Annotated in this window: 17 protein-coding genes; 3 read left to right on the top strand and 14 right to left on the bottom strand. The window is 26.0% G+C overall.

The window, feature by feature from the left end; translation table 4 throughout:
- Positions 1-77: 77 nt before the first annotated feature.
- The 14 genes from MFL_RS01375 to MFL_RS01310 form a co-directional block, all read right to left on the bottom strand.
- A complete protein-coding gene (locus MFL_RS01375; RefSeq protein WP_011183158.1) occupies positions 78-5,159 on the bottom strand; it encodes an FtsX-like permease family protein in 5,082 nt (1,693 codons plus the stop codon).
- Positions 5,160-5,186: 27 nt separating this feature from the next.
- Positions 5,187-7,682, bottom strand: coding sequence for an MOLPALP family lipoprotein (locus tag MFL_RS01370; protein WP_011183157.1), 2,496 nt, complete (start codon positions 7,680-7,682; stop codon positions 5,187-5,189).
- Positions 7,683-7,821: 139 nt separating this feature from the next.
- The gene (locus MFL_RS01365; RefSeq protein WP_011183156.1) at positions 7,822-9,240 is read right to left on the bottom strand and encodes an NADP-dependent glyceraldehyde-3-phosphate dehydrogenase; all 1,419 of its coding nucleotides are present in this window, start codon (positions 9,238-9,240) and stop codon (positions 7,822-7,824) included.
- A gap of 80 nt (positions 9,241-9,320) precedes the next feature.
- On the bottom strand, positions 9,321-10,076 hold the full coding sequence (locus MFL_RS01360; protein WP_011183155.1) for a TrmH family RNA methyltransferase: 756 nt from the start codon (positions 10,074-10,076) through the stop codon (positions 9,321-9,323).
- A 1-nt stretch (position 10,077) separates the two neighbouring features.
- The gene (locus MFL_RS01355) at positions 10,078-10,581 is read right to left on the bottom strand and encodes a dUTP diphosphatase (RefSeq protein WP_011183154.1); all 504 of its coding nucleotides are present in this window, start codon (positions 10,579-10,581) and stop codon (positions 10,078-10,080) included.
- A gap of 108 nt (positions 10,582-10,689) precedes the next feature.
- Positions 10,690-11,655: an ABC transporter permease gene (locus MFL_RS01350; protein ID WP_011183153.1), complete on the bottom strand. Its 966-nt coding sequence runs from the start codon at positions 11,653-11,655 to the stop codon at positions 10,690-10,692.
- A complete protein-coding gene (locus tag MFL_RS01345; RefSeq protein ID WP_164919778.1) occupies positions 11,655-12,359 on the bottom strand; it encodes an ABC transporter ATP-binding protein in 705 nt (234 codons plus the stop codon). Before MFL_RS01345 ends, MFL_RS01350 begins: the two co-directional genes overlap by 1 nt.
- Before the next feature lie 114 nt (positions 12,360-12,473).
- On the bottom strand, positions 12,474-13,754 hold the full coding sequence (locus MFL_RS01340) for a glucose-6-phosphate isomerase (RefSeq protein WP_011183151.1): 1,281 nt from the start codon (positions 13,752-13,754) through the stop codon (positions 12,474-12,476).
- Between the two features lie 128 nt (positions 13,755-13,882).
- The gene (locus MFL_RS01335) at positions 13,883-14,383 is read right to left on the bottom strand and encodes a hypothetical protein (protein WP_011183150.1); all 501 of its coding nucleotides are present in this window, start codon (positions 14,381-14,383) and stop codon (positions 13,883-13,885) included.
- An 89-nt stretch (positions 14,384-14,472) separates the two neighbouring features.
- Entirely contained in the window at positions 14,473-15,459 is a 987-nt protein-coding gene (locus MFL_RS01330; RefSeq protein ID WP_011183149.1) for an aldo/keto reductase, read from the bottom strand.
- A 73-nt stretch (positions 15,460-15,532) separates the two neighbouring features.
- A complete protein-coding gene (locus tag MFL_RS01325) occupies positions 15,533-15,889 on the bottom strand; it encodes a MerR family transcriptional regulator (protein ID WP_011183148.1) in 357 nt (118 codons plus the stop codon).
- 94 nt (positions 15,890-15,983) lie between these two features.
- Positions 15,984-16,631: a 5-formyltetrahydrofolate cyclo-ligase gene (locus MFL_RS01320; protein ID WP_011183147.1), complete on the bottom strand. Its 648-nt coding sequence runs from the start codon at positions 16,629-16,631 to the stop codon at positions 15,984-15,986.
- A gap of 57 nt (positions 16,632-16,688) precedes the next feature.
- On the bottom strand, positions 16,689-17,117 hold the full coding sequence (locus tag MFL_RS01315) for an iron-sulfur cluster assembly scaffold protein (RefSeq protein ID WP_011183146.1): 429 nt from the start codon (positions 17,115-17,117) through the stop codon (positions 16,689-16,691).
- Between the two features lie 9 nt (positions 17,118-17,126).
- Complete coding sequence (locus MFL_RS01310; protein ID WP_011183145.1) at positions 17,127-18,353, bottom strand: aminotransferase class V-fold PLP-dependent enzyme; 1,227 nt, start codon at positions 18,351-18,353, stop codon at positions 17,127-17,129.
- Positions 18,354-18,504: 151 nt separating this feature from the next.
- On the opposite strand from MFL_RS01310, the gene MFL_RS01305 reads away from it, so the two are divergent.
- The 3 genes from MFL_RS01305 to MFL_RS01295 are packed head-to-tail and all read left to right on the top strand — an operon-like array spanning position 18,505 to position 23,815.
- Positions 18,505-21,360, top strand: a complete 2,856-nt coding sequence (locus MFL_RS01305; RefSeq protein WP_011183144.1) for a lipoprotein — start codon at positions 18,505-18,507, stop codon at positions 21,358-21,360.
- Complete coding sequence (locus MFL_RS01300; protein ID WP_011183143.1) at positions 21,360-23,408, top strand: lipoprotein; 2,049 nt, start codon at positions 21,360-21,362, stop codon at positions 23,406-23,408. Before MFL_RS01305 ends, MFL_RS01300 begins: the two co-directional genes overlap by 1 nt.
- Complete coding sequence (locus MFL_RS01295) at positions 23,408-23,815, top strand: HIT family protein (RefSeq protein WP_011183142.1); 408 nt, start codon at positions 23,408-23,410, stop codon at positions 23,813-23,815. The genes MFL_RS01300 and MFL_RS01295 overlap by 1 nt, the downstream gene beginning before the upstream one ends.
- Positions 23,816-23,837: the final 22 nt, after the last annotated feature.

The following is a 23,837-nucleotide window of genomic DNA, read 5'->3' as shown; positions in this document are numbered from 1 at the left end:
TTTTAATAAGATTATACTATATGATAAAAAAACTTATCAATTTTTGGATAATTTCCAAAGTGATAAGTTTTTATTTTTTATTCATGAGTTTCCATCAATAGACCTGCTGGATCACCTTTTCTTACTTTTTTAGAAATTAAAATTAAACTTCCAAAATAAGAAATAGAAACAACAGCTAAACTGGCAACAAATGGTCATCATGAAATAATGAATGGAACAGCAAGCCCTGACATTTTAAGCATGAACATAATTAATGCTATTAATCCACATGCTAATAATGTAGCTATTATTCATCCAATAATAGATAAAATAGTTACAGTTCCAAATGAGTATTTCTGAACTTTTCAGTTTGAATAACCAAATGATTTCATTAAAATCATAAATCTTTCATAATGCGTTATGTAAATATCTCCAATTAATATAATCAATAACGAAGAGGTTATAATAACACTTACAATAATTAACATGGCAATTGAAATTGCTAATTGAGAAATTTGTGCAATTAAGTCTTTTTCAATGCTTAATAATTTTTGATCAGCTACTTGTAATCTTAAATTTTCTTTAGATATATTACTAATTGGGACTTGTGATAAAAGTAGAATACCATTGTTCTCTTGTGTTGTTTGAAGGAATCCAGTAGTTAGATCAACTGGTTCATCAATATTAGAAAATTTAGCATTGTTTCACATCATTTGTGTGTAATTAAGTGAGCTAGCTCCACCATTTAACATTTTTGTATAATCTGAAACATATAAATCTTCGCTTTCATTATGTAATTTATATTTATCATAGCTAGATATAAATGATACACCATTAGCATTGATTGTATCTCCTGCTTTAACAACAATTTCAGGTTCAAAGAAATTATAATTAACATCATATTTTTTGCTAATTGAGAAATTACCAATTAAGTTAGCTAATCCTTGATCAACAATAGTTAAACTACCATTATATGAATCAAGACTTCCAACTGATTTTAAATTAACTTTTAAATCAGTATTTGCGTATTTAACTTGAGCTGCTTCTTGTTTAAATAAGTTTGCTCTCATTGCATCAAGAAATCATAAAGGTTGTCCATCTACAATATTTGCTAATCCTCTATTAATAGATTCTTCTTTAGATAAACTATACTCTAATGAATAAGGTTTTATCATTATATAACCATCAGAACTAGCATCAATTCCATAAGTTGATTCTCACGCTTTTTTAGTGGCTGATGGAATGTCATTTACACTAACATTGTCTTTAAAATATCCATCAGTAACTACACCATCTTTTTGATTGTAATTTGCTCATTTATTAATTCCATTTTTTTTCTCTTCATTTAATAATGCTTTAGGTAAAAACAATTTAATATTTGAGTATTCATAATATGGTCTAACATATGAAATTCCTTCATTATTTTTAACAGCAAAATCATTGAATAAATAGCTGTCTTTTTGAAGTATATTGTTCTTGTCATATAAATATTTATATGTAAACTTATTATTATCTAAATCATATAAACTTAAATAATTTTTGTCTGTTTCATATGTTCCTGTTCTATCATTCATTACTGTATTAGCGTTTTCACTACCTTTAATAAAAGAACTGTTAAAGTAATTTGAGTTAACAAAATCAGAATCATCATATATTCAAGCTTCTTTTGGTAGAACATCATATGTTATATTCTCTCCATTTTTATGTTCGAATAAAATTTGTTGTTGTTTTGTAAAAATATTATCAATTGTATTATTTTTATTTAATCCATATGAGTTTAAAGCTTGCTTGTTTGGTAAAATTGGCACATTTACTGTGTTTGTTTCATGATCATAATATTTAAAGCCATTTTCTTCAATATCAGAATCATATTTTGTACCATTAAATACGTTATTTAATTTATTTAAAGTTTCTTCACTTACAAAAAGTTTATTTTGTAAACTATTGTTTATAGTAAAGGCTTTTTGATTTTGCTCTAGACCTGTTAATTTAATATTATTTTCATTATTTGAAACTTGAATATTAGTTGCAAAAGTTTCACTATCTTTATATATTTTTTTAACATTATATCCAAATCCATATTGTTCAACTCTTGATGGGTTTTGAATATAACTTTGAACAAAAGCTGGAGCAGATGATGCTATAACTGAAAGTATTTGTTCTTTTCAATCTTTTTCATCACCAGATGTCCCTGATCCTAAGATACTTCCTAATATCATTGGTATAGCTTGAGTTAAGTTTTTAGTAATAACATCATATTTCTTTTGAACTAAGGCATCATTTAGATATGTTTCTTGCGCACTATTTGTTTCAGGATTTAGTGTAGTTGCATCATAAAGTGAACTTGATAAAAGACCATAAATTTGTTCAATTGTCCCAATTGAAAATTGCGAACCAATTCCGTTTGCAAAGTTATTTCCAAATTGTTCTGTAATAATTTGGAATAACCCTGATTTAGCTTCAGTTTCACCTTCAATGTTTGAAGGCAAGTTTGCTGAATCTGAAACTAAATACTTAATTGTGTTTGAATATACAGGTTTATTATTAGCATCCATTCCATTATATAAGTACTTAGAAATTGGTGATGAATCATACGTTGATTCAAAATAATTTGAAGGATTTGAATACGAATAGATGTCTCCATGTTTAGTATAATCTTTGTCTATTGCACTAGGGTCTTTTGAATAACTTATTGTGCCTTTAGATAATGGTGAGTTAGACACATTTTCAACATAATTATAACTATTTGAATATTCAACATTTTTATAATATGCAGACTCAGCTGTTCTTACGGTTGCTGGAATAGTGAAACCAATTGAAACTAAAAATGATGTTATAAAAATAACCACTGTCATTAAATATATATTTCTTCTATTTGTTGAAGCTAAAGTTATACTGAATTTCAAAGTAAATTTAGATTTGCTAAAAATAGTATTTTTCATTTTATTTAAAATTCAAGAATGAGATTTTTTAGTTTCTTCAACTCTTAAAATTTCAATAACTGGTTTATTTGTTAGTCTTCATGCAACTAAGAATGAAACCATAACAGATAAGAATCCAAAGAATATGAAACCTATAATAAGGGGTAATACAGAAACTTGAATTTGATACAATTGAATACTAAAATATGGAATAAATAAATGTACAAAACCAGATTGAACCAATAATCCTATACCTCAACTTAAAGGAATTATAAATATAGCAATAATAACTGATTGAGCTATATAAGATAAAGCAATATTATGTGGTTCTACACCTAATGCTTTTAAAATACCTATTTGTTTTGTATTCGCTTTAATTGATTTTTTAAGGGATATTAATAAACCAGATAATGCTATTACACCTATTATTAGTGAAATTATAATAGTAAATAAACTATAAGCTAATACAACTTGAGGCTGTAAGTCTCAAGAGAATCTGTATACAGATTCAGCAAATGTTTTTGCTTTTTGAGATGGAGCAAATAAATAATTGAATAAATCAATATCTGATTTTTCATTTGTTCAAATAAATCTTTTTGCATATGTTTTAGCAATTTTTTCTGCATTTGAAGAAGGCGTATCCTCAAACAAAGATTTTAATGTCTCTTGCGATGCATAAATAATCCCTGTATTTTTAGGCTGTGGTATTGGTAAATCATCATTTACAACAGGATAATATGAAAATGTATCTGTAGCATATCCAATAACAGTAAAGTTTTGTGCTCCAACTTTTAAATCTGAAAATAAAGGTATTCTTCTGGCTCTAGCAAATTGTTCAGAAATTAATATCTCACCTTTTGCAATTGGCATTCTTCCTCCCTTATCGGGATTTAGTATTTTTAAGTTTGAATGTTTCATTTCATCTAAAACAACAGCTTTGTATTCAACTTGTGAAGAATTATCAAATACTGAAAATTCTTTCCTAAATTCTGTTTCTACATTTGAAGCAATTGTTGCAATATCAGATTGCATTTTATAAGTAAAAGATAATATATTAGCAACTTCATCATTCGTATTCGTATTCGTATTCGTATTCGTATAATTCTTACCTTGTAAAATTCAATCGTAATTAGAATTATTCATTAAATTGTTAAATAAGTTTTCTTCAATTTTAGTTGAATTAAATGCAGTTAATCTAGCAGATCAATCATCACCATTTGCTGATGATTGTAATTTAAACGAATTAAGATTTATAATTTTATTGGTTTTATTATTATTTTGAAAAAATGTTGGAGTAGATATACCTTTTAATCCATTTTTTTGTATAGCACTTTCAATATCTATTCTAGAGTTTGAATTAATACTTATTAAAGCATCACTATTTGTTGAATTAGTTACTCTTAGAGAATATTTATTTTCTTCATTAACTATAAAATTAGTATCAATAGGTTTTTCTCTTAAACTGTTACCTGTGATTATTTCATATGTTTTTTCTGCTAGACGATTTGTACTATTGCTCAAATTATAAGTATTATTTATTTCAGAAATATAAGCTCCAATACTACTAAATGCTATAGTTGAAAAATAAAATAAATCTTTTTGTTTAATTTCGTATATATTTATAGGTTCTATTGACTCATATCTTTTGATAACTTCATAATCTGATTTTATTTCATCTTTGTTTAAAGTTGATGCATATGCAAAAATTGGTGTTTTTTGTAAATTTAGAGAACTTTCTGTTTCTTGACCATCTAAAGCTGAAACTAAATCACCATAAAAGTAATTTAATAAAATATTTCTAGTTTTTACCATGAAATCTTTACTGTTTAGATCTCACCCAACTTCTTCATTATTAGCATAATAAGTATTTTTCATATTTTGATCTAAAAATGCTTCAGTTATAAAAGTTTTACCACCATATATTTCATTAAAAGAAATATTAAAAGTTTTAGAACCTCCATTAATTGTTGAATATGATTCTGGTTCTACAAACATTATCATTGGATTTTGTGAAACATTATTTGATGTAACTCCACCAGATATACCAAAAAATTCATCGTCATATTCATAGTCGAACTTGTCAACACTTTTTACAACTTCATTGTATGTGTGGTTCAATCTATCTCTTAAAGAAATAGAAGTTGTTAAAATAAATATTGATAGAAAAGAAAGAATTAAAATGATCACAAATTGAATTTTAAATTTAAATATACCTTTTAAACCCTGTTTAAAAAGTAATCAATTACTTGTTTTTTTCATAAACGCTTCCTTTCCTTTTTGTGTTTATTATTTTCTAGTTATATTTGTAATATAGAAATATTTATTTCCTATTGATTCATTCAATGGGGCTTTATCTCTTTTTAAAGTAACTTGATAAATTTCTTTAATTTTGTATTTTTTGTTTTGATAAATTAAGTTATATTTTATTTCGGCATCATTATGTATTTTGTCAAAATTTGTGTAACTAATAATTTGAGTTGTTCAGTTTTGTTGATCAAAGAAATGGCCAAAATTGTCATTGTAATATTGTCTTTCTGAAGATTTTGACATTCATGATATTCCTTCAAGCATTACAGAAATCATTTTGATTGTGTTTTCTCTTTTTTCAGGTATTTCTGTTCTTTTTATTATTTTTCCGTCATTGTCTCTTTCAGTTACAACACCGTGACCATAAGCTTGAGCAATTGCATCAAAAATGCTGTCATCCATAAACTTATTTGAATTGTTAGGGTTTAAACCTAAAACATTCACTATTGATTTTGAATTATTAACTTCTTTGCCATCAAAAATAACTGATTGTTTTCTTAATGCCGCTGAAACAACTTTTAAAGTTGCAAATAAGTTATTTGGTTTTTCTAAAACATTTGATTCAATTGAAATAGAATTATAAGAGCTATTAAACAATGAAAGTATTATATTTCTAATAGCACCTAAATCAAGGAAGTATTCTTTTCCTTCTATTGGATCTATGAATTTTTTAGAAATAGTATCAACAATAGTTGCTATTGAAGAATTTTTTAAACCATATAAAAATTGCATATTATTGTCATAATCTATATTTAACATCTGAGTGAAAATTATATCCATTTTTGTATTGAAAATTGAACTTAAGTCTTTAAAGTTTTTAATAACAACATCACTAAACATAGGTTCACTTGAACCATCTTTTGTTGTGAAATAATTAATAGTTTGGAAAATACTTTTCAATAGTCCACCATCATATAAGGCACTAAATGGATTTTGTGATCCAGTTAAACTTGATATTTTTAACAATGGAGCTGAATCAATTACAACTTTATTGTTATTTTTAGCATTTACTGATTCTGCAAGTAGATATAATATGTCACCTATTAACAATACTGATTTTCCTTCTTCTGTTAACGGTCTAAAAACAGCTTCATTCAATAAAGATTGAATTATTGTATAAGTATCTCTATTTTCACTCGCTAAAATTTCTTGTAAAACACCCAGTAGTCTAATAATTTCTTTAACAACTTCTTTTGGTAAAGAATTATTTGCTTTAAGAATGTCGCTTAAAAATTTTATAATTTCTGTTATGTTTAAGCCAAACATTTTAGATTGATTAGATTTTAAACCATAAGTTTCAGGAGTACCTGAAGAATTACTTGATAAAGCTTGAAATATTGGTTCAACAATTATATTAGATTTTGGTTGAAATTTATCTGCTGATGTTGGAATACCAAAAAGAACAATAACAAGATTTTTTGCTTTTCTTGTATCTCTTCCAGGATTTAAAAAATTATTTAAAATTTTAAAAGTTTTATTAAGATTTATTTGATCATAGTTTTTAACATCATTAGCATTTATTTCTTGGTTTAAAACGTTAGTTAAATTATCTGGTGTAATTTTTGCATCTATAATATCAGCATATTCTTGAATATATCATAACAATGTAAATATATATTGGAGTGCTGAAGACATTTTATTAACTGTTCCAGCTTTTTCATTAGTTGAATTTTCACCAGTATTTTCAGCAGTATCTTTTTTGAAAATTTCTGTTCAAAAGTTTTTAGATATGTCAGTTATAGCTTTATATTTTGTTTGTCCAACATATTTAGTTAAAGGGTTAGAAAAACCTTCTTTTAAACTTTCTGGAAGTGTTTTAAATTTAACTGATAAATCATCTAATGTTTTTGCTAAATTTTGTTTTGTATCATTAGGTAATTGGTTTAATATAGTAGCAATATTATCATTTAAGAAACCAGCTTCTGAAACACTAAAATCACTTCCAAAGATAACACCAATTAATGATGAAACTAGACTTGCTGTTGAAGTTATAGAACTTGAACCTGTTTTTTTACCTTTATGTATTTCACCATTTTTTATACTTGATGAATTAATGTTATTAACTCAATTACTTCCGTAGTTTTTTAATAAATAACGATCCATTCTTGTATTATCATCATTAGGATTATTTGAAAGTGAAAGTGTTAAATCTTCTTTTGGTAAAAATTGATTAGCTTGCATACCACTAAAGTTATCTAATGTATATGAATAACCTATGTTTGCATTAGTTGTTGAATATTCAATTCCATTTATTTTTCTACTATTATTGCTATAGTCGTCTATAGCTAATTTAGTATCTGGTGTATTATTTGAAGTTAATATTTGTGCTTCAGCTGAAACATTTGCAATATTAATTATCTTTTGAATACTTTTTACAAATTCACTTTTAGCTTTCATCGTATATGTACAACTAACAGTTGCAGTCGATGAAGCTAACATACTAACAGCAGTTAAGCTTAAAAGCATTTTTTTCATATTAACTCCCTTTCCTTTGATTAATATAAATTTAAAAATATTTATATTATTATACCATTTTTAGGTATTTTGATAGAAAAAGAGGTTAATTTAAGTACTAAAAAATAAAAAATAAGAGTTCTAAAACCCTTATAGTTTATTATTTTTTAATTATTATACCTCTGTAACGAGTTGTAGATAAAATAGTTTCCTTAATACCTTGAACCCCGAATCCTGAATCTTTTACACCTAAGAAAGGTAAAACATCAGGTCCTCTTTGAGTTCTTCTATTAATATTTACAGTTCCAACTTCTAATTGCTCAGCAACTTTATAAGCTAAATCTACATCTTTTGAGTAGATTGAAGTTTGTAAACCAAAATTTGATTTATTAGCAACGCTAATCATGTCTTCAATTTCATTTATTCTTATAATTGGAAGTACAGGACCAAATGGTTCTTCTCAAGCTACATTCATCTCAACTGTAACATTATCTAATAATGTAGGTTGTAATAAGTTTTTATCTCTAGTTCCACCATAAACTAAAGTTGCTCCTTTTTTAACAGCATCATTAATTAGATCAGTTACAAAATCTGCACTTTTTTTATCAATCATAGGTGTAATAATAGGATTCTCATTTGGTAATCCAACAGTTAACTTAGCAACTTCTGCTTTAATTAATGGTGTTATCTTATCTGCTATATTGTCTGTAGTAATAACTCTTTTAATAGCTGTACATCTTTGCCCTGAATAACTAAATGCTCCTGCAACTATATCTTTAGCAATGTTTTCTAAGTTATGTTCATCTAATAAGATAGCTGCATCTTTTCCACCTAATTCTAAAACTAAGTCTTTTGAGCTGGAAATTTCCATTAATCTTCTACCCACAGGTACACTTCCTGTAAATGAAATGAAGTCAATTAATGGGTTTGTTACAATAACATCTCCAATGTCTCTTCCACGTCCAGTTACAACGTTCAATACACCAGCTGGTATACCAGCTTCAATGGCTAATTGACCAATTTTGATACCTACAACACTACCTTGAGTTGCTGGTTTAAATACAAATGTATTTCCAGTTAATAATCCTGGTGCTAATTTAGAAACAGCTAAATTAATAGGGTAGTTAAATGGTGAAATACCAACACCAACACCTTTTGCTATTCTTTTGTATTCAGCAACAATGTCTTCAGTAACACCTTTAGAATTTTTATCAAAAGTTAAAACTTGTAAATCATTATATTCTGAAATTGTTAGATCTATATATTCAGCTGTTCTACGAACTTCAGTTAAACAATCTTTATATGCTTTTGCGATTTCATGCATCATTGTTGTTGCTAAATCTTCTTCGTTTTTTAACAATAAATCTCTTCATCTAATTAAAAACTCAGTTCTTTTTTCAATACCAATTGCTTCTCATTTTTTTTGAGCAGCTTTTGCTGCTTTAAATGCTGAGTCAATTTCTTGAGCAGATAGTGCACTAACTTGTGCATAAACTTCATCAGTTGTTGGGTCCATAATATCTAATCAAGAGTTAGATTCTATTTCTTGATTGTTAATTATTGCTTTGAATTTTTCCATATTAAATTCTCCTTTATTTGATTGCAATTTAATTTTAAAACATTCAACCTACTATAAGGCAATACAAAAATTAAATTTATTTATTTTTTAATGTTATACATAATAATTGAACCTGCAATTGCTGCATTTAATGATTCAACTTCATTGCTCATTTCTATGTTTAAATTAATGTCTATTAAAGGTTTAAGTTCATCACTTATGCCCTTTGCTTCATTACCTATTATTAACGCATACTTTTGATTTTTGCTAAATTCTATTTGTTTCATAAATTTTGTTTCATCATTCAAAACAGTTCCTATGATTTGGTAATTATTTTGTTTTAATTCATCGATAGTTTTAATTAAATCATCATTTATTAAATTTATTGAAAATAAGTTTCCTTGTGTTGATCTCAAAACTTTAGGATTATAAAAACTAACAGAATTATTTGAAGCAACTACAGTCTGAAATTCAAAAGAAGCTGCACTTCTAATTAAAGTTCCCATATTACCAGGATCTTGAATTTGATCTAAAATTAATATATTTTCCAACATGTTGATTTTTTGGTCTTCTAATATACAAGTTGCAAAAATTCCTTGACTAGTTTTAGTTGAAGATATTTTATTTGAAACATTTTCTGAAATTAAAACGCATTCAAAATTATTGATATCATAAATTTTACTAAACATTTTTTCTTCCAAAAATATAGTTTTGACAATATTTCTTTTAATGGCTTCATTAACCATGTGCAATCCTTCGATTACAAAAAGATTTTCAACTGTTTGAAATTTTTTATCATCTCTTAATTTGATTAAATCTTTGATTTTTTTATTTGATGTTGATGTTATTTTTTCCATTTTAATAATTTTCTACTTGTCTTTGTTGGTTTTTTTCATGTTTAGCTTTGTAAGTTTTAATTAAATCTTCTTCAGAATAATTTTGCACTTTTGCAATTTGTAAAAATGAATTTAAAATTTTAGAGAATGTTTGATCATTTGGTTGATTAACTAAAGCAGTTAAATCTTTTATTAATTCAAAATAACAATCAATATTATTGTTATATCCTAGATCATTAAAATTAAAAGTTTCAAAATTATAATTAATTTGATTTCCTAAACTTATGATAAAGTGTAACCCATCAATATATTCTTCTAACTGAACTTCTTTAGCACCAGGTGCTCCTTGTTTTCAATATTTAAAACTCTTTTCTTCATTAGCATATTCACCCAATTCTACTCAAAAAGCAATTAGTTTTTTTCTGAATATTTCGTGATCTAATGTTAAATTGTGTTTTTCTATTATTTTATTATCTAAAAATTCTTGTTGTTCGCTTAATCATTTAAGTGTTTCTTTTTTAATCATATATGTTCTCCTTTTTAATTTTAATATTATATATTAATGATTTTATCTTATAAAATATTTAATTATTGAAATAAATGTATTGAAATAAAAAAATCAGCAATGCTGATTTTAGATATTGAAATCTTTTTTATTTACAATTTTTAAATTCAAAACTTCAATTAAACAAATTAAAGTTATATTAATAAATAAAGAGATTACTAATCATCATGTTTTTGCAATTTTTAATGTAGCTACTTCATATATTTCATTTGGTTTAGGTGATTGATCCAATATGTATTTATCCATATTGAAAGTTAAAAATTGAGCATATAAAGTTTGTGGTGCAATATATTTGAAATTTTCTAATCATTTATAAGGTCTTCTATAAACAATAACTATTGTTCCTTCAATGTCTTCTTGACGCGCTTTAGTTATATGAGAAAAACTAATTATTATTGAAGTAAGAAACATTCAAACTAAAATGGCCACACAAAGAATTATAGCTAAAGTAACTTTGTCTGATAAAGTAGTTAAAATTAAACTAAAAACTGCGCTTATAAGAATAACAAAGACAAAGAAATAAATTAATTGTGCAAATACATTAATGAAATATTTATCTGCGTCATATGATAAAGAAGCAAATATTATTATTGAAAAAAACATAGGTAAATAAATTAAAAATAAAGTTAAAATAACAAATAAAAATTTAAATAACATTATATTTTTTTTAGATACCGGAGATGTTAGTCAAATACTTATTTGAGTTGACTTAACTTCTTTATTAAAAGTTATAAAAATTAAAATTAAAGATAATATGCTAAATATTGATACACAACCCGTACTTAATAATATTGAGCTAATCGGGTATTGAAGTCCCATTCCACCACTTAAAGATGTTCCTGTTCCTCAAGGACCTGAGCTTGTTACAGTAAGACTTCATGGAGCAATATATCTTCTGCCTGCATCTCCAAGAATAAAAATTCATAAAACAAGAACTGATCCTGCAAGAGCAATTAAAAATAAAAATAAAATTAGTTTTCAATTAGACTTTAAATGAGTTTTTATTATTTGAAACCCTGAAACTTTTTTTATCATTATAAAATACTCTCCTTAATAAAAACACTTTTAAATTTTTCTCTAATTATTTCGATATTTTTTTCTTTAATAACAAACTCTTCTATTAATTCACCAGACTTAATCATTCCTACATTATCAGCAAGTGCTACAACTTCTTCAAAAATATGAGAACAAATTATAACTGTTGAGCTATTTTCTTTTTTTAATTTTAAAATCAATTCATTAAATCTCTGTTGCATTATTGGATCTAATCCTGAAGTTGGTTCATCTAATACTAAAAAAGCTGGTTTATTCATAGTTGCTGATATTATAGCTATTTTTTGTTTCATTCCTTTTGACATTTTTTTTATTTTTCTTGATGTGTCAAGTTCAAAATATTCAATTAGCTTTTCAACAAAAGATCAATCTACATTTGCTTTTAAATTAGACATTAATTTTAAAAACTGCATCCCTGTATAGTCTTCATAAATACTAACTTCACCAGCTATATAACCTGTTCATTCCATTATTTCTTGTCTTTTTTCTCATGAATCCATAGAATTAATTGTTATATTGCCATCGTCGGGTTTTACAAAACCTAATATCTGCCTAATTAAAGTAGTTTTACCAGCACCATTAGGACCTATTATTCCATAAATTTCGCCTTTTTTAATTTGTATATTTATATTAAAGTTTCCTACTTTTTCTCCATATTTTTTACTTACATTATTTATACTTATCATTAGTTTCACTTTCTTTCATATAGGTCTTATTCTACTCACAAAAAAAAAAAAAAAAGAACTTTTATGGAAAAAGTTCTATTTTTTTAAAATAATCATGGATTTTTTTGGTTTTTACTATTTAACTCCTGGTTTTCCTAGTAATTTAAACATATTATATTTATAAACTTCAACTCCTGGTTGATCAAATGGATTAACTTCTAATAAGTATCCACTCATTGCAACAGCTATTTCGAAGAAGTAAACTAAGTATCCGAATTGTACATCATTCATTTTGTCAAATTCTAATACAATATTTGGCATTTTTCCAGTATTAACATGAGCATCAATTACTCCTTCAATAGCAGTTGAGTTGATTTCGTGGAATGATTTACCTGATAAGTAATTTAAACCATCATAGTTATCAGTATCAGCTTCAACTAACATATTAGCTACTGGTTCTTTTACTTTAATAACTGTTTCAAATAATACGTTTCTTGCACCTTCTTGAACTCATTGTCCTAGTGAGTGTAAATCTGTTGAGAAAATCATTGATGTAGGATATAAACCTTTATTGTCTTTTCCTTCTGATTCTCCAAATAATTGTTTTCATCATTCTGCAGTATATTGCATTTGTAGTTCATAAGCAACTAAAGCTTCAGCCTTATAACCTGCATTATATAAAGCATTACGAGCAGCAGCATATTTATAAGCTTCATTTGTTAAATCGCCTTGAACTAATTCATCCATTGCTTTAATAGCTCCTGCAAAAATATTATCAGTATTAACTCCTGCAACTAATAATGGGAAAATTCCAACAGGTGTTAAAACTGAGAATCGTCCACCAATATCATCTGGGATTACAAATGTTGGGTAACCTTTATTATCAGCTAAAGTTTTTAAAGCTCCTTTTGATGAATCTGTTACAGCAACAATTAATTCTTTTGAAGCTTCAACTCCAACTTGTTCAATTAATTGTTTTTCTAATGCTCTAAAAGCAATTCCTGGTTCTGTAGTTGTTCCTGATTTAGAAATAACACAAATTCCAAATTTTTTACCTTTTAAGTATTCTGATAACTGAGCAACATAAGTTGAACTCATTGTATGTCCTGCATAAATTACTTGAACTTTATCAGAGTGATTAATTCCTCTAATCATTTCATCAGCAGCTCTAATACCTAAGTATGAACCACCAATTCCAACTGTTACTAATACATCAATTTTATTTCTTAATGAAGAAGCTACTTTTTTCATTTCTTCATATTCTTTTTTATCAAATGTTTTTGGTCATTCAATTCATCCTAAAAAATCATTACCTTTTCCAGATTTATTAATGATCATCTCATGAACTTTTTTAACTTTAGCTTCATTTAAATCTGCAATAGAAAGTCCTGAATGTTGTAAATCAACTTTAATCATATATTTTCTCCTTAAATTTTTACTTTACAAAAATTATTATACTCTTATGAAAAATAAAAAATATAGATTTAGAGCAGTACCTTAAAATCTATATTTTAATTATTTATATTTTCAATTAAAAAGAAATCTTAAATATTTTTTTCTTTATCTATATTTTTATAATATTCAATTTTGATTTTTTCATCAATGAAATCATTAGCATGAGAACCATCTTTAATAAATTTTTTAGCATAAATATTTCCAATAGTAATTATTATGATCGATCCAATAATTAAACATGACGCACATATTAGTTCTATCATTCCTTGTTTTCTTAATGCATGATTAATAATTCAATCATTTGTTTGTGGGTCAATTTGATCAGTTACAGAATTAAAAAAATGAAAAAATCCAGGTATGAATAAAGCTATACCAATTATTGCTATTAAAGCGCCTATTCAAGTTCAATATTTATTCTTTTTATAATATAAATTATAACAACCTAAATGACTATACATAACTCTAGCACCAATGATTGTAAAACCAAAATTTGACATATGTGGATTATTTTGAGTTTGAGAAGGATTTACTTCTTTTTTTCTTAATTGATATGGTTTTATATCTAATTTACATAAATTGCATTTTGTCATATTTTCCCTTTCTGATAATAAGATTATATTTATTTAATAATTATAAAGTAAAAAAACCGAAATGAATATCACGGTTTTTAAATATCTTATTATTTATCTACTCTACTTTCAGTAGCATCATTATATCTATGACCAACTAATTCAATAGTATCTAACATTTTTTTAATATTTTCTAATTCTTCTTTTGAAAACATTACATTTGTTCCTGAATTATTTTCTTTTAGTCTTTCAATTTTTTTAGTTCCTGGAATTGGAACTATTCATGGTTTTTGCGCTAACAATCAACCTAAAGCAACAGCAGCTGGAGTTGTATTTTTTTGTTCAGCTAGTTCTTCAACATATTTAACTAATTTAAAATTATTTTCTAGATACTCTGGTGTATTAAATCTTGGGATAGAATTTCTAAAATCACCTTCTGGAAAAATATGACCTGGTTTAATTGTTCCTGTTAAGAATCCTCTTCCTAACGGAGAAAATGGTACAAAACCAATTCCCAATTCTTCTAAAGTAGGCATAACTTTTGTTTCAGCTTCTCTTCAAAACATTGAGTATTCACTTTGTAATGCTGTAACTGGACAAATTGCATGTGCTTTTCTAATAGTTTTAGCAGAAGCTTCACTTAATCCTCAATGTTTAATTTTTCCTTGTTCCATTAATTCTTTCATCACTTGTGCAACTTCTTCAATTGAAGTGTTTGGATCAACTCTATGTTGATAATATAAGTCAATGTAATCAGTTTGCAATCTATTTAATGAACCCTCAATAGCTCTCATTATATTTTCTCTGCTACTATCAACTCCAGTTATATTTTTTCCATCAAATGAAAAACCAAATTTTGTTGCAATAACTACTTTATCACGTATGTCTTTGAAAGCTTCTCCTAATAATTCTTCATTATCAAAAGGACCATAAACTTCAGCTGTATCAAAAAATGTTACACCTTGTTCATATGCTTCTCTTAAAAATTTAATTGCTTCTTCTTTTGTTGGAAATGGAGGTTGACTGTAACTTAAACCCATACAACCTAATCCCATTTCTGAAACAATTAAATCTTTTCCTAATGTTCTTGTTTTCATATTTTATCTCCTCTGAGTTTTGAACTCAATATCATCATATTTCATTAAACCTACTTTAATGCAAGCAAAAAAATTAATTATTTTCGTAAAGTTTCTTTTTATATTTAATATAGTCTAATTGTTCTTGCAAATCTTTCATTTTTTCAAGTACTATTTTTTCTTGTTCAATCATCATTTCTAATCTTTTTGCATAAGTGTTTTTGCCTTCTAAGGCTAGACCAATATATTCACTTATTTTATTTAAAGGCATTCCTGATTTTTTTAAACAAGATACAATTCTAACTCATTCTAATTTTTCTCTTTCTATATATCTGTAATTATTTTCATCTCTTTCAAAAAAAGGAAATAAACCTTTCTTATCGTAAAACCTTAATACATATTCTGGAATTGATAATTCTTTTGATATATCTTTTATGTATAACTTTTCCATAATGACCTCTTTTGTTCTATATTTATTATTTTAAAAGATTAAACCTACTTTAATGCAAGAGAAAATAAAAAAAATAGGTAAAAACCTATTTCAATTAACCTACAATAGTTTCATCGTTAAAAACTGAATAAGTAACATCATAATCAAATTCTTGTTCTTCTTCAACAAATGGAACATAAATTTCTTTTTCTGTAATTACATTATCAAATTTAACATCAAACTCATCAGCATCAATGCTTTCATTTGATAATTGAGTTGAAGCTGATAAACCAATTTTATATCCAATGTAATCATTTTCATTTAATCAACGATCATAAAACCCTTTACCCATACCAACTCTATTTAATTGTTTATCAAAAGCTACCAATGGAATAAACATAGTATTAATGTAGTTACCATTTTCTAATGTTGAACATGTTGATTTTGGTTGTAAAATGTTTAAAACCTTATTTTGTTCTAAATCAGTTTCTAAATTTGTAATTTTCTTGAATTCCATTTTGTTATCTTCAATAATTAATGGAACATAAACTTCTATTCCTTTTTTTAAACTTGTTTCAATAATGTTTAAAGTATTAGGTTCATTCTCAGTTGAAAGATAAATGGCATATTTTTCTAAGTTATATCTATCTATATAATGATTAACTTTTCTTTCGATAATTTTATTAACTTCTTCTTTGTATGATTTTGATAAAAAAGATCTTGTTTTAAGAAATTTTTCTCTTATTTGATTCTTGTTGCTCATTGTTTCTCCTTTAAAAATATAATTTATTATTACATAATATAATTATACATAAACAAACTATTCAATAATCTCATTTATGGCTTCAATTGCTAAATTAGCACATAATATGCGATTTTTTTGCTTATTAATGTTTTTAAAAACTACTAAATCTTCTAAAAGATCAATTTCAGATAGATTACCAGTATTTAAAAAATTTTGATATTGATCTATTATTTTTTTTGTATCCTCTAAAGACTTATTTTTTATTAAATTAATGAAAATATCAGCACTAGATGTTGCAACTGCACATGCAGTTCCTTCAAAATTTATTTCTTTAAAAATGTTATTTTCAAGTAATATTTCAATTTTCATTTCATCTGCACAAGTTTGAGATTTAGCATCTTTAATAATTGCATTTGTAATATTTTTTAATCCCAAATTTTCAGGCTCAGTAAAATGTTTCATTAAAATTTTTCTTAATAAAATATCATCACTTATATCTATCATTTTTCTCCTTTAAAATAGCACATCTAAGAAACTATTTGTATCTTTTAAAGCTTCTATAAATTGATCAATTTCAGCTTTATTATTATTGATTCCAAAACTAGCTCTAATGGCTATTTTTGTTCCAATAACACCTTCAATTCTTCTAGCACAATTAGCACCGCCACGCACTAAAATATTGTATTTTTCATCTAAAAAATTAGTTATATCTTGTGGATTTACACCTTTAACATTAAATAGTATTATGGGTGATTTAGTATCTAAATTATAAAAAGTTATGTGATCATTTAGGTTATTTTCTTTAACTTTAATTTTAAAGTAATCTTTTAATGTTATTTCATGTTCTTCAATTTGATCTAAACCTATTAAGTTAATAAATTTAATTGATTCAACAACCCCTGCAATAGCACTTATGTTTGGTGTTCCACCTTCTAATTTTTCTGGTAATGAAGATAAGGAATAATCAATTAAATTTTCTTCAATTTTCAAACTCATTCCACCGCCATAAAACAATGGTTCTAATTGATTAAGTAATTCGTATTTTCCATATAAACAACCAACACCAAATGGTCCATACATTTTATGAAAAGATCAAGACATAAAATCAATATTTGAATCCGTAACATCAGTTTTTGTGTGACCAATTGATTGTGCTGCATCAACATGAACAATTATATTAATATTAAACTCTTTAATTACTTTAGTAATTAGTTTAACATCATTTTTAGCCCCAACAGTATTATAAACACTAGCAAATGAAACTATTTTTGTTTTATCTGATAACTGTAGTTTTAATGATTCATGATCAATTGTAAAGTCTTCATTTAACTTAATTTTTTTAACTTTTGCACCAACAGAATTTGCTAAAGCAATTCATGGCAATAAATTAGCTGAATGTTCTAATTCTGTAACCAAAATTTCATCATCCTTTTTTATTATTTTTTTAAGTCCGTTTGCTAATAGATTTATTGAATGGGTTGTTCCACTTGTAAATATTATTTCATTTACTTTTTTAGCATTAATAAATTCTTGAGTTAACTGTCTAGCATTTTTAATTATTTCAAAAGCTTCAAATCCTTTTTTATAATCAACTGCATGAGGATTTGAACCATTTTCACTCAAAAATTTCATTTCAGCATCAATTACGCTCTTAATTTTAAGACTAGTAGCTGAGCTATCAAAATAAATTAGATTGCTTTGTTTATCATAAAAAGGGAAATATTTTTTTAAGTCTTTCATCCATAAACCTACTTTTCTATCTTTGTTATTATACTATTTTAGAATTAAAAGTTTGGTAATTTTATAGGGTTTTGAGTTATAATATTATCAATGCTTATATTTATATAAAAATAAGTGTTAACAGAAACGATTTTCGCAGGAGGAAAACAAAATGAAAAAACTACTATCACTAATTGGTGCTTTTGCTTTAACAGCTAGTGCAACAAGTGTTTTAATTTCATGTTCTAATGATAAAGACGATGATAAATATGGAAATGTATTTATTAATGATGATGGAGATTTTAAAATCACTACTGAAGACTTATTAAATTGATACAATGAAACTTATGGACGTTTAGGTAAAGATTCTCAAAAATTTTTAGTACAATTCTATAATATTTTTGCAGTTGCCATTTATGAAGAAGCAAGTAAAGAAAATAACATTTTTCAAGGTATAAGTGCTGAAAAAAATCCTTATATGAATGAAGATGGAAAAGCATTTGCTGAAAGCTTAAAAACACAATATGGTAAGGAATCAAAAGCTTCAAATACAATATATGGTCGTGCTAATACTGAAATGGAAAGAGCAAGAAAAGAATATCTTGACAATAAAAAACAAGGTACAAAAGCTTGAGTTAAATATTTAAAAGGACAATTTCCTTGAGTTACTGGTGATCAAACAGCACTAGAAAATGCTTGAATATCAAACTATATCTTAACTGATTCAACTAACTCTGCTTATGCTAACCTTTCAAAAGCACTAGGTTTTGGAGCAACTGAATCAACTTGAGCAAAAGGTTATTCAACAATCGAAGTAAATAGAACAACTATTTCAAATCTACTGTCAGTATTTTTAACTCAAAATGGAAATGTTTTAATTAATAATGAAACTTTAGATAAAACAATTAAAGAACAAGCAACAACTGAAGCTCAACAAATTTCTATTATAAATTTAGTAAACGCTTTAGGTGGAAAGAATGCATTTAAATCAAGCAATTCTTCTAACTACAATGAAACAATAAACACAGAAAACAATGGTACAACTTTTAAAATCGAGTTTATTGAAAATACAAACGATGTTTTCTTGAATGCTTTAACTTGAAGAACGTTTTTATCAGGAATTAGTAGTATTTTTGCTAATAGTCCAAATTCAATAAATGGAACTATTTCTCAAATTAGTAGTAGTAATAATAATATTTTTAAATATTCTGATGTCGAAAGTATAAGACTTGCTGATAATAATATATATAAAGATTTCTATAACTATAATGCTAGATCTTCTAGAGAACTTAATAAAACACAAATCGTTTCTGTGGCACCTGTCTTAAATTCATCTAAAGATAATCAAAAAAATAATATACTTTCAAATTCACAAAAATTCTTAGTAGATAATTATTTTGAAACTAAAAAACCTGTTGCAACCTCTGAAATTGTTTTAGAATTTTCAAAAATTAATAGTACTGCAACACCAGATATTAATAAAGAAATAAGTCCTGCTCAATTTGTTAACAATGCCAATACTCAAACTGAATTAATTAATTACTTTGAAGGTTTTTATCAATTTTATAATGCTTATGTTTCAAGTGAGAGTGCATCATCATATGCAAATGCTGAAACAAGTAGTTCAACTGGATTAACAGATTTTGAAACATTTTATAGAGGTTCAAATAAAAATAATTTATGAAAATTAGGTCAAAACCAAACTGATACAGGGATTATTAATTTCTTAACAGCTAAAAATAATGAAAAATTATTAACTTTAGACTATGATACAACAACTGGAACATATTCAAACATAGCTAAATATTCTGTTTATGATTTCTTATCTTCAAATCCTAAAGAAGATGTAATTTCTACAAAGAATGATTGAGATGCAGATTCAACTAATATGATAGGTCAATGAGCAAGTTTTGATCAAAAAATGACAAATGTATCTACTGATGCTACAAATGGAAAGAACTTATTGTTTAACCTTGTAAATGATTTAGGACGACATGCTGAAACTGAAGCAAACAGCACAAAAGAAGGCGAAACAGCAAAACCTTATAAAGTATTAAATGCTAAAGATGGAATTATTGCATTCATTGATAGTGATGGATTACACTTCATGAAAATTGATGGATATAGTTTATTAAATAGCTCTAACGCTGAAAAAAGTGAAACAAGTGTTGATAAAGATAAACAACAATCAATAGCTTATGATCTTCTTTCAAAAACAAATAAAGAATTAATTCCTTACTTATTAAATCCAAAATTAAGTTCAAGTACTGAAGCAGGCAATGCTGGTGAAGGTTCAGGAAAAATAAATAAAATTGACGAATCAACAGCAATTAAGCCTGGAATTAATAATGATATTTATAGACAAAACATTATTGACAATATGGGTACTGAATTTGGTAATGATTATAGTAAAATAATTAATTACTCAATTACCAATGATTATGAAAGATTCTTAGTTAACAATACTGTAGCTAATGGATTTTTATCAACCGATGAAGAAAAAACAAACTTATTTTATAATTTTGATATTCTAGCTGATGCAAAAGCAACTACTTCAACAACTGAAAATTTCGGATTGTTAAGTCAATGATTATGAACTTACTTAGATGAGATATTAGGTACAAATGGGGACTATGCTGAATTATTTGGAAAATTCTTTGAAATCGAAGGAGAAGATGTAGATACAAAAGCAGTTTATGAATTAATTAAGGTTATTACAACAGAACAAGAAACTCTTAGTGCTGCTCCTTTAACAAGTTTTACATTAGAAAATAACAATTGAAATCAAAGCGTTGAAGATAATTATGAAAAACAACATGAAGATTTAAAAACTGAAACAGCAAGATCATTTATTCCTAAAAATGGCTTGGAAATAAGTTATTCTTCAATTGTACAAAGTCAGCACTGAAAAACTGACTTGTCAACAAAATCAAAATTTAATAAATTAAATTACATTATTTCTGATAAATGATTTAATGATGAAGTTATTATTAATGTTTTAAATAAACATGAAGGAGGAGTTAAATAATGAAAAAATTATTAGCTATATTAGCAGCAGTTGGACTAACTGCAACAACTTCTTCAGTTGTAATTTCATGTACAACAACAGTTGATAGATTTGGCAAATTAAATTTTAGTGATAAACAAGTATATACATCTTTCATACTGAAAATGAAAGATAGTGGTTTTATAAGTGTTTCACAAGCAGAGAAATTTTTAAAAATTTCTGATACTGAAATTATTGCTGATGTATTAAAAATTTTAGATAAAAAAATTGCTGAAGAAGAATATAAAACAACAAGTTCAAATATTGCCTCTACTTTAAAAGTAAAAGAAAAAGAAACAACTGAAAATATTACTTCAAATTTATTAAATGATTTAGCAACTAACAAATTTTTTAGTGAATACACAGCTAAAGTAATTAGTGATAAACATGGTTTAGTAAATGACAAGCAATATTCAAATAATCACTCATTAAATCCTTTTAATTTATTTGAGGATGATGAAAAAATAAATTATTCAATTTATTATAAAGAGAAAAGCGAAAATGAAACTTTAACTAGATGACAAGTTTTAGGAGAATTTGGTGAAAATGAATGAAATATTCCTAGTATAGAAGCTTTAAATGGTGGTAACAATTTCTATATTATTGGATCAGCTGACAATACTAAAGTAACTAAATTGACTGACACTAAAAATACAAAGGTTTTAAATAAAGATACTAAAATTGATGAAGTGACTGGTCCATTCTTAGTTGCAAAAAATGAACAAGAACAAGGCTTTAGTGGAAATGAAATTATGAAATATCGTTTCCAAAGCTACATTAATGCAAAAATCATTCCTGATTTATATACTCAATTAATCAGCTTGGCATATTTAGATAGTAATTTATATTCAACAAATTTAACAACAACAAACTATACAAGATCATTTGTTAGATTAAATACATCAAACAAATTAGTTTCTTCTGTTCAAAATTCATTAACTTCTGAAACTAAAAGTTCAAATGTTAAATTGATTTGATCTTTCAAAGCAAAAGTTTCGACTGATGCAACTTCATGAGTTAAATCTTATAAACAAGCATTAGGTGAACCAAATAGTAGTGGAAACATTATTTTGGATGAAAACAGTATAACTACTTTAAAAAATAACTTTAGTTCTAATTCACTAGAAAACAATACAAAATTAGGTACTGATCCATTTTTAGGTTTAGTTGGTTATAACGGTATTGCAAAAAATAATGATACAGGAATTGAAGCAATAAGTGGTTCATTAAGTATTTCAACTGATGCACAAACTGCAGCTAAATCAATAGATAGACCAACATTACTAACAGGACCAAGAGATCAAGGTTTTGCGGTAGGTGACAATGGTGAAAGTGAAATCGTTTTAGTTTTACCTATATATTTAAATGATATTTATGATAACTCAAATGTAACTTTAAATGCTGTTAATCAAGTAGCAACACTTTCTATTCCAAGTGATACTTGAGTACCTCTTGGTGATAAATACAGTCCTTATGTAGACGATATGAAGACTTTTACAAATGAAACTAATGTTGAAATTATTAAAGATAATAATGGAAATCTTTATGTTAAAGCCTTAGCAGATAAAGGTTCATTCACTTTAGGTAATCAAAGAACTATTACAGTTAATGTTGAAAATGCAAATGATACAATGTTAGGTATTCATGAAACAATTAATAAAGAAGACTCAGCTTTTACAAGTGGATTTGATACAGAACAACAAGGTAAAGTAAAAGATACTGATAAAATTTTATACTCAGTATTATGAGCAAGAAATGCTGATCCAAAAAGTGTTTACCAATTAAGTGAAGCTTGAAGTAATTCAGTTCAATCAAGTTCAGATATTAAAAACTTAAGTGCAACTAATAAACAACTATTAATTTCTGAAATTGAAAATGGTTTAGTTGCAGGAGATACAGATTACACAACAGAAGCTAAAGAAGAACTTTATACTAAATACATCATGGATGGTGATAATGTTCTATTCCAAGGATTATACGATGAACTTGCAAAATATATTAAAGACGAAGACGGAAATACATCAGACTAATGAATGATTGTATATTTTGTAAAATAATAAAGCAAGAAATTCCTTCGTATAAAATTTATGAGAATGAATATGTTTATGCATTCTTAGATATTAATCCTGTTAGTGATGGACATGCATTGGTCATTCCAAAAGTACACGCTGAAAATTTATCAACAACACCTGATTTATATTTATCTGAAGTAAGCAAAGCAAAAAAAGTTGTTGCTCAAATACTTCAAGAAAAATTAAAAGGTGTCAAAGGTTTTAACTATGTTTCTAATCAAGAAGCAATTGCTAAACAAGTGGTATTCCATTATCACGAACATATCTTACCTAAATTTAAAGAAGATGAAGGTTTCTTACACGATAAGAACGTGAATCTTAAATATGCAACTTTAGAAGATGTTTTTAATGAAATAACAAAATAAAAGATGGCTTTAAAAGTCATCT

This window comes from Mesoplasma florum L1, from assembly GCF_000008305.1.
GTDB classification, from domain to species: Bacteria; Bacillota_I; Bacilli_A; order Mycoplasmatales; family Mycoplasmataceae; genus Mesoplasma; species Mesoplasma florum.
Note: the sequence above shows the minus strand (reverse complement) of the source record. Positions and strands in the feature narration are given on the sequence as shown.